The organism is uncultured Alteromonas sp., from assembly GCF_963976965.1.
Classification (GTDB): domain Bacteria; phylum Pseudomonadota; class Gammaproteobacteria; order Enterobacterales; family Alteromonadaceae; genus Alteromonas; species Alteromonas naphthalenivorans.
Map to the genome: position 1 here is coordinate 25701 of NZ_CAXBMP010000016.1, position 13092 is coordinate 38792.

The following is a 13092-nucleotide window of genomic DNA, read 5'->3' on the forward strand; positions in this document are numbered from 1 at the left end:
TACTAATGGATTCAGTTATGGAAAATCAGTCGTGGTGTTAAAAGTTAATCACCCTATTCAGGAAGAACCCAACGTAAAACACATGCTAGAGAGAATGCCCAAGCATGTGGCCAACTCGTTTAGTGAAGAACAGCTTACCCATATAAATACCGCGTTAGCAGGCAGGCGCTGGGGCAAGCATAAGCTAGACTTACGCGGCACTCTTGGCATTGGCCATAGCCGTTTTTATTTTGTGCTGTTAGGCGGTAAAGATAAACGCGATCCTTCCCGTATTGAAAGTAAAATTGGCCAACTTACGTTAGCTTTCGGCTTTACGCTGTTTATTCTATTCTCATTACTGGTGGGTATGGTACTGCTGTACATACTAAAATCGTGGCTGGGTATTAACTTATTCGAAAACTATTCACTAGGCTTGTGGGATTGGCTTAAAAGTAAGTTTTAAATGCTAGTTTAATACTACTAGTCGTAAGTAATGCAGTTGGGAATGCGTTTTCTCACTGGGTAAGGGGCCAAGCGCATCCATCGGCACGCTGGCTCTTCTACATTATAACTCGCAATACTTTGCACTATTGCGTCTCTGCTATGAGGGTTTATTAACCCCAACTTCATATGGTGTTTTAACAGCTGAATAACCTTAATGTATTCAGGCGACCGTGCTGCATAATTCGCTAACCCGTACTCTACTATGAATTTGTGAACTATAGCGTCTTGTGGGCCTACCTGAATGGCTTTATTCATATATTGATAGAAAGCGTCGTCTACTTCATTACGCTTCCATTTCACCGATGCTAACCCTATCCAGCTTGCCGGCCAAAGCGGGCGTAGCAATAAGCTGTGCTGGTAATTGCTAAAGGCCAGTTTCAAACTATTTGTCTTCTCGTTTTCAGCAGCGTTTTCAGCAGCACTTTCTGCAGTGCTTTGATCAGCGTTGTGAGATACAAACGCTTGCCATTCGTAAAGCTGGCCACGCATTTGATAATAAAGCGCGTTATTGGGAAACATGGAAATGGCTGAATCTATTTTAGTAATAGCATCGCTTACTTTGCTAGCGGTTACGCGTTCAGGATTATTCTGCCAAGCCTCTAATTGGTTGTTCACCCGATAATAATAGTTACCCGATATAAAAAACTGTGCGCTCCATATTACGCCCCATGCCGCTGTGATAAAAAACACAGTGCGCACCACACGTTTTATTAATAACTGATGACGCTCATACACGTTAGATAACGACACTAGGTGCCCCTACTATTTCACCCGGTGTAGTAACGAAAACTTGCTGGGCGTAATCTGCGTCTACTGCCGATACCACCGCAAATGCCTCACCCATATCGTTAGGTCGCCTAACCGTGTCATGGGTGTCTGAAGCCACTACATGAAAGCTTTGGTTGGCAAGCAAGCTTAACGCAAAGTTCTGTACAGGCTCACCGAATCGGCCTGTAAGAGCGCCTGCTGTCACCTGAAACCAGCAGCCTATGCGCTGCAACCAGTCAAACTTGTGTTGCTCGCGCAATAGCTCTCGGTTACGTTCAGGGTGTGCAATAAGCGGTTGCACGTTGTTTTTTAATAACCATTTTACTAACGGTTCCATTCCCGATGGCACATGACTGTGAGGCATTTCAAGCAACATCACGTTTTTGCCGTTAATCTGGCCTAAAAAAGGCACCGCATTTTGTTTTATCCATATAGGAATGTGCTCCGAGACACGAAGCTCGGCGGCATAAGATAAGGTAAGGGGAATGTTTTCTTGTTCAAGCGCTAACACAAGTTCGTTATACGCGTTTTCAATAATAGCGGGCGTATTATCGAAGAACCCTGGGTGTATATGTGGGGTACAAACTAAATGCGTCACGCCGCATTCAAGTGTTTGTTTGGCCATGTCAATCGACATGGCCATGATTCTGGCACCATCGTCAATGCCAGGTAATATATGACTGTGAAGGTCTATCAATTAATTATTAGCTGTCCTTATGACTAGTATAATCATACTGATCATAAAACCCGCCGTACCTCTGTGCTACATCAGACTTTCGTAAGTCTACTTGATTTAGCACTACGCCATCAAGGCGATGTCCCACTTGTAAGAAACGAGACAACCCAGTATTAATCACTTTTTCGCTGGTACTGTCGGCGCGTACTACGTAAATAATAGAGTCGCACGAGTTAGCAATTACCATTGAATCACTTACCGCTTGAGTAGGCGCGGTATCTACCACCACATATTTGTATTGGGTTTTTAATTCTTTAATTAACGCATCGAACCCTTTATCCGCAAGAAGCTCTTGTGGGTTAGACGGTATTGTACCTGCCGAAAGAATATCGATATTCGCTTGTTCGTCACGCACCAAACATTCATCGAAACTGTGAGTTTTAAGAATAAGGTTAGCAACACCTGGCTGGTAATTAGGAATATTAAACTGCCTACCAATGCTTGGGCGGCGTAAATCCGCATCTATAAGAATGGTTTTATCTAACTGACCTAACGCGAACGCTAGGTTAATAGACACAGTAGTTTTACCTTCTTTAGGCACACTAGAGGTAACCATAATAGCCTGATTATCTTTATCTAAATTCAATAACGACAAACTAGTACGTAAGGTTCTAACCGACTCTGCAAACTGATGCTTTTTACCGTCGAAATAAGTGCGAATAGGTAAATTGGTTTTCTTTTTATGGGCAAGCCAAGGAATTAAACCCAACATACGCTGGCCTAACTTACGCTCTACATCTTCTACCGAACGAATACCGCTATTAAGGGTTTCCATGGTAATGGCCAAGAACACACCAAACCCAATACTAAATACAAAAGCCGCCCCAATTAGCAATTTTTTATTCGGTTCAGAAGGTACCGATGGCACTACAGCGCTATCTAAAATTCTGGCGTTTGCCGATTCAAAACCACCTAGTTCGTCGGTTTCTTTTAAACGGGTAAAGAATGAATTGTACAACTGCTGGTTAATATCAACATCGCGCTGAAGAGCTTTACGTTGGTTGTCTAACGCAGATAAACCACGGAATTCAGCTTTTGCCACTTCAACTTCTTGTTTCAATTGCGCAACGCGCTGCTCTGAAACTTGATATTGAGTAGTAATACTAGAAATAAGGTCGCGAGTTTGGGTAGTTAACGTTTCGCGAATGGAAGAAAGCTCCGCATTAGCAGCTATCATTTTAGGGTGCTTGGGGCCGTAAACTTTGCTAAGTTCAGACACGCGGGTCATAGCTTTCGCTTCGTCGCGGCGTACACCTTGAATGGTAGGGTGATTCAGAACTTCAGGTAACCGTGCAATGTCTTCAAGGGTCACGTTGTTCCGCGTTTGACGATATATTACCGCGTTTAACTTTAATGCGGTTTGTGCGTCAAGCAATTGCGTGCTTAAACGCTCTAGTTCGTCGGCAGCAAGGCCTACTACGCCATCTATGTTTACCACTTGATTACGTTCATAAAACTGCGATAGGTTCTTTTCAGCAATATCTAGCTTATCTTTCAAGCCTTCTAAGCTTTCGGTAAGAAACGACGTTGCTTTTGCTGTCATATCTAGTTTAGCTTGAAGGTAATTCTCGATGTAAACATCGGCTATGGTATCGGCAATTTGAGCCGACAAAGAAGCAGATTCGGTAGTAACGGAAATCTTCATTACCTGGGTGTTATCAACCATACTGACTTCTACGGCACGCATTAATCTGAATACTGCGGAACGTTTTTTTGCTGCAATAATTTGCGCTTCGGTACGCTCTACCACTTCTTCTTGCGGTAGAAATGGCAGCATATCTTTTGCACTGTCTATTAGCGAGTCGATAGCACTTGGGCCTTCAGCTGGCGGCATAAACTTATCGTTTAAGTGTAAATTCATTCCCTCTACGGTACGTTCGGCAATTTGGCGCGACCGTAGTATTTCGTATTGGGTTTGCATGTAGTCTTTACGCTTAGTGTCTAAGCCATACACTTCTTCTATTGATACCACATTGGCATTTTCAGAATCGACCAATATAGTGGTAGAAGACGTATAAAGTGGCGTCATCCGCATTACCAGCAAAGCCACCAATATAGTAAATGCTATAGCTAACGAAACAATGCGAAAAGCGTAGCGTTTCAATATGCCAAAATAGTGTGCAATATCGATAGTTTCACTATCTAGCACGCCATGATTCACGTCGTCCCTATGATTTACTGCCATGTTATTTTTGTATCCTGAAAATTTTACTAATTAGAAAAAGCGTTGGTTAACGGTAATAATGTCACCGGGCTGAATCATGTCGCTTACCGTTACGGTAAAGCTACGTGTAGTGCCATCTTTTTCTCGAACTATTGTTATTTTGTCTCGTGCGGCGCGCTCGGTATAGCCGCCTGCTAACGCTGCAGCTTTATTTACCGACAAACCTGGCTGGTAAGGGTAACCACCTGGGCGTTTTACTTCACCGTCTATAAAGAAGGGGCGGTAATCGATAATGGTTACTGATACCGAGGGGTTTACTAAGTAATCCCCTTTTAAACCTTCATAAATAAGCTGCTCTACTTCGCCTAATGTTAACCCTACTAATTTAACTTCCCCCATAAACGGGTAATTAATAGTGCCAACATCGGGCAAACGTACTTCCATCGACAAGTCGTCTTGCCCAAATACATTTATACTAATTCTGTCACCGGAGCCCAATTGGTAGCGACTCATGCTCAAATTACCTTCTTGTGCTAGAGCATTGAACGACATCACTACAACAAAAAGGAAGGCGAAAATACTGTTTACACTTTGCTTCACAGGCTAACCTCGGCAGATAAACCAATTATACTTCTGTCATAACCAATGGCATCTCGGTTACTGTCTCTGTCATTTAATGTGTAGTATAGAGAAAAACTTAAATAACGACGTGCTTGATAGTTTACTGCAGCGGTATAACGCATTAAATCGTCTTCACGGTTAGCAATGCCTTCGTCATCTAATACGTATTCATCGCTATATTTACCAATACTAGCCGTAGTGCTTAAGCGCTGAAGCCATTCATGATCCCACGACACTGTGTAATCTCGGCCACTAATAAAGTTACCTTCACCGTTGGTTTCACGGGTATCGGCACTGGTCGTAAAGCGAAATGTAGAATACGTAAGGGGTTGCCAATCAATACCCGCTTCCCAGTTAACATCGTTAAAAGTACTACGAGTCGCTGACTCAAAATCTCTTTCCGTATAACCCACTTTAGCAAAGCCCGTTGTTGCGGCAGTACTTTCCCACTTAACACCCGCTAAAATACGCATTACATCACTGTCTCGGCTTTGGGTAGCAGACTCTTGTATATCATAGCGAACGTATGAATTAGTTACGTCCAATACTAAGGCGGTTGCTGGGGCAATTTTATAGGCGAACTCTGCGCCTATTTTATTTGTGGCGCGATCACGGAGAAGATAAGATTGCTCATCTCGGTCGTAATCGAGAGTTTCACGATTAGCTTTAAGTGTTAACATGCCGTTTGAGGTTAGCGCGCCGTAACTGTATTCTCCACCCGCATACATACTTTTAAAGGTATCAGGCGTAGTAATGTCGGCGCCTGAACCTAATGAAAATCCTGTACCACGGTCTTCGTGCCCATCTTCATACTGCGCGGTGCCGCTTAGGCGATGACGGCTATTTAGTTCGTATTCACCGGAAGCTTCAAAAAAGTGATCGGTGTAATCGTCGGCGCTGCTTGAAAAATACACACCGCGCGCTAGGCGATAGCCAAATTGAACAGGGTTACCATCAATTTCTGTGGCGGCAATAATTTCTGGCGAAAACGTGGCGCGCCAGCTGTAAATTTTAGGGTCATCATCGCGAGCATAAGCAACGTTATCAACATAGCTCATGGATGTATTGAAAGTGGGGATAATGTCGAATTGGCCTGCTTCAATACGGCCAGCCTCTTGTGCGTTCGATATGGCGCTAATTACCGACAGTGCAACAAGGCTTGTTGTCCTTTTAAACATACTCGCTCCTAAAATTTTTTTGTCTTATGCAGATAAACATTGGGGTAAAACAGTGCAACATCAGCTTTAATGCTCACAAAAACAACACCAATATATTAATTTAACCGCTTTGAGTGTGATATTTATAATTTTTCAGCTATTGACCGGATGGCATGCTAATACTGTGCCATACAGGGCGTAGTGCGCGTGCAAACACTTTGCTTTATTAGCGTTTTATCAACAACACATTCAATTATTCCCGTTAGCTTAACGATAAATTATTGCAGCAATGTGTCTAACTTACAGGCTTGCTGGTTAAGCAAAAACAACGCTTTACTGCATGATCCAAAACACGATTCAATACATGATTCAATACAAGACGTAGTGTTAATTTTATGGCTGTAAGTTTAAAATCTTTGGCACGCAGTATAATGGTTATATGTTATCTTACAATATCAGTTGGGTAATAGCTTTCAATAGTTTTGTAATAAAATTACAACCTGCTTATACTATACTTTAGCAGTACAGGGATTGATGCTTTTTCGCGGGTGACAAGTTTTTTATCTTCACACCCTTTCGTTAGTATATGTTTTTGCACCAAATGTCATTTTTCTTTTTTTCACTTTTTCGGTACATTTTTTGCTTTATCTGGCTATAAGTTAAAGCTAATAATTAACGCAGTGGTCTTTTGCTTTATTGACAATTGAAGTCGGCGTGACTTTTTATTTTAAAGAGATACACACATGGATAATAAAGTAGCACCTAACCAAGTCCTCAAATCTCACGAGGTTGAACCCAATGCTTCGGGCGGGCTAATAGTTAGGAACCAAAGTGGCTTTTCAACCATTTATAGGCTTATCGATTTATGCCTTGTCACCTTACTTTATTACGCTTCAGCATTTTATTACGACAGCCCTGTAACGGCTGGTAGCCTTCTATTCCTGTTTGTTTACGTTATAAGTTTCCAATTTTCTGGTGAATGCGTAGAGCTTTATCGTTCTTGGCGTGGTCACAGAACGAATGAAATGCTTCGTGCAGCTGCTATAGCATGGGCACTGAGTATGTTAGCTACGACTGCTTTTGGTTTCTTTTTCTTTGGCGATTTAAAAATTACGCCTCCCGGCGTTTTACTGTGGGCCGCATCTTCATTTGTTGTTGTACTGGCTTGGCGCTTCGTAATGCGAAAATTTCTTTTTCGACTTCGCCGCAGCGGGTTAAACTCTAGAAAATCGATTGTTATTGGTGCAACCCAGTTGGGTTACAACATGGCTAATCAAATCGTTTCAAATGAACATTTGGGTATTCGTTTCTTAGGGTTGTTTGATGATAGAGGCGAAGACCGCTTACCTCATGAGTTTAAAAATCAAGTACTAGGTAATATTGAATCGGCCATTGAAATGGCTAAACGCAATGAAGTGGATTACATCTACATTGCCCTGCCAATGAGTGCAGAGAACCGTATTCGTCACATTCTTGAAAAGTGCAGCGACACAACGGCTAATGTTTATATTATCCCTAACTTCTTTATGTATAACTTGCTTAATGCCCGCTGGCAATCGATTGGGTCGGTACAAGCGTTAAGTGTGTACGACACCCCGTTTCAGGGTGCTAGCGACGTTTTAAAACGCTTTGAAGACATTGTGTTAAGCATCTTAATATTAATGATGTTAGCCATCCCTATGTTAGGCATAGCGGCGGCGGTTAAACTGACTTCTAAAGGCCCCGTTATTTTCAAACAAAAGCGTTACGGCCTAGATGGAAAACAAATTACCGTTTATAAGTTCCGGTCTATGACAACGCAAGACAACGGTGCTGTGGTTAAACAAGCCACCAAGAATGATGCGCGCCTAACCAAGATTGGTGGCTTTTTGCGACGCTCTTCTATTGATGAACTTCCGCAGTTTATTAACGTTCTGCAGGGCAGAATGTCTATTGTGGGCCCCCGCCCTCATGCGGTAGCCCACAACGAAGAATACCGTAAGCTTATTACCGGTTATATGCTACGCCATAAGGTGAAGCCAGGCATTACCGGCTGGGCCCAGGTAAACGGCCTACGTGGCGAAACAGAGACAGTCAATAAAATGGTACAACGTGTAGAGTACGATTTAGATTATATTCACCGTTGGTCTGTTTGGTTCGATATTAAAATTGTATTTATGACAGTATTTGGTGGGTTGGCGAATAAGAACGCCTACTAACCCTATCGGTTCTCATTTAGTCAGTTCAGAATTGTAAAATTTTGATACACAAAGCCTCTACACCCTGTGTTGAGGCTTTTTTGTTTTTACAGTGTTGGGCCCGCGTTTAACGTTAATTGCAAAGATCAGCAGCAACGCTCAGGCCGTTTGAGTGGTTATTTTACATTGAAGTTTTCAGTGCCTTGCGTGTATAAATAAGCAACACCTATTACATTTAAGGCACGTAATGAAGTACCTATTACTGGTTAGTACGTCATTTTTACTCACTGCTTGTTACTTATTACCCACACAAAAGCCATCGCCTTGGCTGGTGATTGATACTTTTAATACTAAAACGCTAACCGGTTGGCAATTAGCAGACACGCAAAATAACACTATCCCCTTTATAGAGAATGCCCAAATTACTGAAATTCGGTCTTTAGATTCAGATTTAGCTTCAGTATCAGCTTCAAATTCAATTAAAGTCGCCACAGCTACTGCGCCCACTACTATGTCGTCGTCTGTGCCTGCGCTTGAGCCTACTTCAGATCTAGGTGTTAACAACGGCTACCTAATTAAAAAGCCCGCGCCAGATGGTGTAGTAGGCAATAGAAAAGCCCTTTCGTTTAAAGCATTGCCCAAGCCAGTACCTGTAGGTGAAACTTACACTTTTTATACCAGAATTCGCGTTGAGCGCTTTCCTAATAACCATGCTTTTGGGTTAAGCAATATGCGCCCTGCCGACATAATCAAACATGGTTACAACGCGTTTGAACCTACCCTACGGGTTACCGACAAGGCCGAATCTAACGGTTTTAAAAACAATGGTAGTCTGATGGTTAAAATAGATAGCGAGGACAAATACCGCCAATATGCCAATGTAAAAAATATTGACACCAACAAAGATGCTAAGCCTTTGCAAGAAGGTGAATGGTATAGCATTTGGTATGTGGTTAATAACGCCACCGTTAAAAATGGTGGGCAAGTATATAGTGTTTATGTAAAAGGCGGCGAATTTTCAAGCCAGTCGTTAGTTTACGAAAATGCCAATTTTAGAATGAAGCGGGAGTTACCGCTTATTTACTTTTTGGCTAACTGTAATACAGGGCCACTTAAGCAACCTTATGGCAATGGGGGTTTGGCTTATGACGATATTTATATGAGCGAAGGGATAAATTTAACCGTGCCCTACTAAGTTAAAAGCTAACATAGCGTTTCATAAACGCCAGAAACGAAAAAAGGCGAGCATCCTGCTCGCCTTTTTCCGAAAGAACTTAAACTTAATTAGTTAATAATTAAGCTAATGCGCCTTTAGCCGCATCGACTAGTGCGCTGAAAGCCGCTTTGTCATGTACAGCGATGTCGGCAAGGATCTTACGATCGATTTCAACAGACGCTTTTTTCAAACCGTTAATGAAACGGCTGTATGACATACCATTTTGACGTGCAGCAGCATTAATACGTGCAATCCACAATTGACGGAATTGACGCTTGCGCTGACGACGGTCACGGTAAGCATATTGACCAGCTTTAGTTACGGCTTGTACCGCTACGCGATAAACACGTGAACGAGCACCGTAATAACCTTTTGCCTGCTTGAGGACTTTTTTGTGACGTGCACGTGCTACCGTGCCGCGTTTTACTCTAGCCATTAATCAGTCTCCTAAGTCTATACGTACGGCAACATGCGCTGAACCAATTTGGTATCAGAATCATGAACCAGTTTTTTGCCACGAAGGTGGCGTTTACGCTTAGAGCTCTTCTTAGTCAAAATGTGACGTAAGTGAGACTGTTTGCTTTTAAAGCGGCCAGAACCCGTTTTCTTAAAACGTTTGGCGGCACCGCTTACAGTTTTCATTTTAGGCATTGCTAAAACTCCGCATTGTTAATATCGACGCTGGGTATGCAGTTACCGGTTGTCGGTTAATGTTTAGCCGCAGGGTGTTTTGAGATTGCAGTACCTCAAAAACTTTTAGACCACTACGACTTCTTAGTTGGGGCTAGCACCATGATCATTTGGCGGCCTTCCACACGACGTGGGAAAGACTCGCACACAGCAATCTCTTCCAAATCCGCTTTAACACGGTTAAGAAGTTCAATACCGATCTCTTGGTGCGCCATTTCACGTCCGCGGAAACGGATCGTAACTTTGGCTTTATCACCACCTTCAAGAAAGCGACGCAGGTTGCGCAGTTTTACCTGGTAATCGCCTTCATCAGTGCCAGGGCGGAACTTAATCTCCTTGACCTGAATTTGCTTCTGTTTTTTCTTCTGCTCTTTTTGAGCTTTACTTTTTTCAAAGAGGAATTTGCCATAGTCCATAACTTTACAGACTGGCGGCTCAGCATTCGGACTGATTTCTACTAGATCAAGACTGGCTTCCTCAGCAAGTTTCGTCGCTTCTGCTAACGTCACAATGCCGGCTTGTTCACCGTCTTTACCAATTAAGCGAACTTCTTTGGCTTTAATTTCATCGTTTATGCGGGCTTTGTCGCCCTGAGCCTTGTTATTAGCGCCTTTAATGTGCATTCCTCCAAACATTTAATTCTTCTGTTTGCTTACCATCTGGATAATGTTCAGTACTGGTAAGCAAACACCGTCGTGTAGTATACACGAAAACCCTCAAACTACTTAATGGTCTTTTCTGCCACTTCCTGATTTGCCATGGCAATAAAAGATTCCAGGCTCATTTTGCCTAGGTCGTCGCCACTGCGAGAGCGTACCGCTACTTCGCCAGCTTCCATCTCTTTATCACCTACTACTAGCATATACGGAACACGCTTGAGAGTGTGCTCGCGGATTTTAAAGCCAATCTTCTCATTTCTCAAGTCCGACTTTGCTCTAAATCCACTTTTTTGCAGTTTTTTTACACATTCCTGTGCATATTCGCCTTGGCTATCGGTAATATTTAGAATTACCACCTGCTGAGGGGCTAACCACAGCGGGAAAAAGCCAGCGAATTCTTCGGTAAGAATACCGATAAATCTTTCTAATGAACCTAAAATAGCTCTGTGGATCATAACAGGCACTTTACGTTCGCCGTCTTCAGCTACGTAAGTTGAACCTAAACGACCCGGCATAGAGAAATCTAGCTGAACCGTTCCACACTGCCACGCCCTATTTAGGCAATCGTGCAATGTGAATTCAATTTTAGGGCCATAAAACGCACCTTCACCTGGCTGATATTCGAATTCAATATCGTTGGCTTTAAGTGCTTCGGCTAATGCTGCTTCCGATTTATCCCAAATTTCGTCACTGCCTACGCGCTTTTCAGGGCGAGTAGATAGTTTAACCGCTACTTTTTCAAAACCAAATGCTGCATAAGTCTCATACACCATCTTTATACAGCCACTTACTTCTTCTAGGATCTGTTCTTCGGTACAAAAAATATGAGCGTCGTCTTGGGTAAACCCACGAACACGCATTAAACCGTGTAGCGCACCAGAAGGTTCGTTACGGTGACAGCAACCAAACTCAGCCATACGCAACGGAAGGTCACGGTAAGACTTCAAGCCTTGGTTAAATATTTGAACGTGGCCTGGGCAGTTCATTGGCTTAATAGCATATTCACGCTTTTCTGATTCGGTAGTGAACATGTTTTCGGCGTACTTTTCCCAGTGACCCGATTTTTCCCACAACGAACGGTCCATCATTAATGGGCCTTTTACTTCGTCGTAAGTGTAGTCGCGTAACTTTTCACGCACGAACTTTTCAAGCTCGGTGTAAATAGACCAACCATCGTTGTGCCAAAACACCATGCCCGGCGCTTCTTCTTGCCAATGGAACAAGTTCAACGCTTTACCAATTTTACGGTGGTCGCGCTTTTCTGCTTCTTCTAGGCGCTGCAAGTATGCTTTAAGTTGCTTTTTGTCAGCCCACGCTGTGCCGTAAATACGTTGCAACATTTTATTGTCGCTGTCGCCACGCCAGTATGCACCGGCTACTTTCATAAGCTTAAAGTTTTGGCAAAATTTCATGTTAGGCACGTGAGGGCCACGGCACATGTCTACGTATTCTTCGTGATGGTATAACCCTGGGCGATCATCATGACTGATGTTCTCGTCTAGAATTTCCATTTTATAAGTTTCGCCGCGTGCTTCGAATGCATCACGAGCTTCTTGCCAGCTAACTTTGTTTTTAACCACGTTATAGTTAGTTTTAGCTAGTTGAAGCATACGCTTTTCAAGCTTTTGGATATCTTCCTGAGTTAGGCTCTCTTCCATATCAACATCGTAGTAAAAACCGTTGTCGATAGTAGGGCCAATCGCCATTTTGGTGTTTGGCCAAAGTTGCTTAATAGCATGGCCTAACAAATGCGCGCAGCTGTGACGAAGAATTTCTAAGCCTGCTTCGTCTTTAGCGGTAATGATTTGTAGTTGAGCGTCTGACTCAATAAGGTCAACTGCGTCTACCAATTCGCCATTCACTTTACCCGCAATGGTCGCTTTCGCTAAACCTGGGCCGATATCGTTGGCAACATCTAATACAGAAACTGATTGGTCGAAAGCGCGCTGGCTTCCATCAGGAAGGGTAATTACTGGCATGATATATCCTTTACAGTGGTGACGCCTACTCTGCGCCACTTGCATCTTTAATTATAAAAACACTCATTTTGGTGTTTACGCGTAGTTGTTATATTCATTACATAGGCTGAAAGTGCTATATAAACCATATAAGCCTTATAACCGTTTACTCTTTGCCAACACACATACTTGGGTTGGCGGTATAAACAATTATCGATGGGCGATTATAACGGCTGTAAACACACATGCAATGGGCAAGCTTATTTTCGGTGCCTTGCGGGCTATATTTTGTGCTTACGGGGTATAAACAACACGTGAAATATTCCACCAGCGGCTGCAAAGCTTACTTATTCTTATCTTTAAATTGTTGGAAATGCTGTCAAACTTGTGCAATCAAACTTATGTAAGCACGCTTATGCGAACAGGCTTATGCAAACGAGCTTTTTCAAACGGGCTTTTGCAA

Annotated in this window: 12 protein-coding genes; 3 read left to right on the forward strand and 9 right to left on the reverse strand. The window is 42.8% G+C overall.

Annotated elements, in window-relative coordinates:
• Positions 1-31: 31 nt before the first annotated feature.
• Positions 32-442: a hypothetical protein gene (locus AAC006_RS13055; protein WP_013784584.1), complete on the forward strand. Its 411-nt coding sequence runs from the start codon at positions 32-34 to the stop codon at positions 440-442.
• 17 nt (positions 443-459) lie between these two features.
• On the opposite strand, the gene AAC006_RS13060 is transcribed toward AAC006_RS13055, so the two are convergent.
• From AAC006_RS13060 to AAC006_RS13080, 5 genes are read right to left on the reverse strand one after another with little or no spacing between them, the layout of a single operon-like run.
• Positions 460-1233 carry a VpsP family polysaccharide biosynthesis protein gene (locus AAC006_RS13060; protein ID WP_339891595.1) on the reverse strand — a complete coding sequence of 258 codons (774 nt, stop codon included), beginning with the start codon at positions 1231-1233 and terminating at the stop codon, positions 460-462.
• Positions 1220-1948: a CpsB/CapC family capsule biosynthesis tyrosine phosphatase gene (locus tag AAC006_RS13065; protein WP_339891596.1), complete on the reverse strand. Its 729-nt coding sequence runs from the start codon at positions 1946-1948 to the stop codon at positions 1220-1222. The genes AAC006_RS13060 and AAC006_RS13065 overlap by 14 nt, the downstream gene beginning before the upstream one ends.
• 7 nt (positions 1949-1955) lie before the next feature.
• Positions 1956-4172: a polysaccharide biosynthesis tyrosine autokinase gene (locus tag AAC006_RS13070; protein ID WP_339891598.1), complete on the reverse strand. Its 2217-nt coding sequence runs from the start codon at positions 4170-4172 to the stop codon at positions 1956-1958.
• 30 nt (positions 4173-4202) lie between these two features.
• Positions 4203-4751, reverse strand: coding sequence for a polysaccharide biosynthesis/export family protein (locus tag AAC006_RS13075; protein WP_232043559.1), 549 nt, complete (start codon positions 4749-4751; stop codon positions 4203-4205).
• On the reverse strand, positions 4748-5950 hold the full coding sequence (locus AAC006_RS13080; protein ID WP_339891599.1) for an outer membrane beta-barrel protein: 1203 nt from the start codon (positions 5948-5950) through the stop codon (positions 4748-4750). The genes AAC006_RS13075 and AAC006_RS13080 overlap by 4 nt, the downstream gene beginning before the upstream one ends.
• A gap of 722 nt (positions 5951-6672) precedes the next feature.
• On the opposite strand from AAC006_RS13080, the gene AAC006_RS13085 reads away from it, so the two are divergent.
• A complete protein-coding gene (locus AAC006_RS13085; protein ID WP_013784590.1) occupies positions 6673-8127 on the forward strand; it encodes an undecaprenyl-phosphate glucose phosphotransferase in 1455 nt (484 codons plus the stop codon).
• 226 nt (positions 8128-8353) lie between these two features.
• Positions 8354-9301, forward strand: coding sequence for a hypothetical protein (locus AAC006_RS13090; protein ID WP_339891602.1), 948 nt, complete (start codon positions 8354-8356; stop codon positions 9299-9301).
• Between the two features lie 100 nt (positions 9302-9401).
• Here the strand turns inward: AAC006_RS13090 and rplT are convergent, their stop codons facing one another.
• The 4 genes from rplT to thrS form a co-directional block, all read right to left on the reverse strand.
• The gene (gene rplT, locus AAC006_RS13095; RefSeq protein WP_013784592.1) at positions 9402-9758 is read right to left on the reverse strand and encodes a 50S ribosomal protein L20; all 357 of its coding nucleotides are present in this window, start codon (positions 9756-9758) and stop codon (positions 9402-9404) included.
• 17 nt (positions 9759-9775) lie between these two features.
• Positions 9776-9973 carry a 50S ribosomal protein L35 gene (gene rpmI, locus AAC006_RS13100; protein ID WP_012518091.1) on the reverse strand — a complete coding sequence of 66 codons (198 nt, stop codon included), beginning with the start codon at positions 9971-9973 and terminating at the stop codon, positions 9776-9778.
• Between the two features lie 113 nt (positions 9974-10086).
• Positions 10087-10635 (reverse strand): translation initiation factor IF-3, encoded by a 549-nt coding sequence (gene infC / locus AAC006_RS13105; protein ID WP_126873690.1) that lies wholly within the window; start codon positions 10633-10635, stop codon positions 10087-10089.
• 98 nt (positions 10636-10733) lie between these two features.
• The gene (thrS, locus tag AAC006_RS13110; RefSeq protein ID WP_159531032.1) at positions 10734-12650 is read right to left on the reverse strand and encodes a threonine--tRNA ligase; all 1917 of its coding nucleotides are present in this window, start codon (positions 12648-12650) and stop codon (positions 10734-10736) included.
• Positions 12651-13092: the final 442 nt, after the last annotated feature.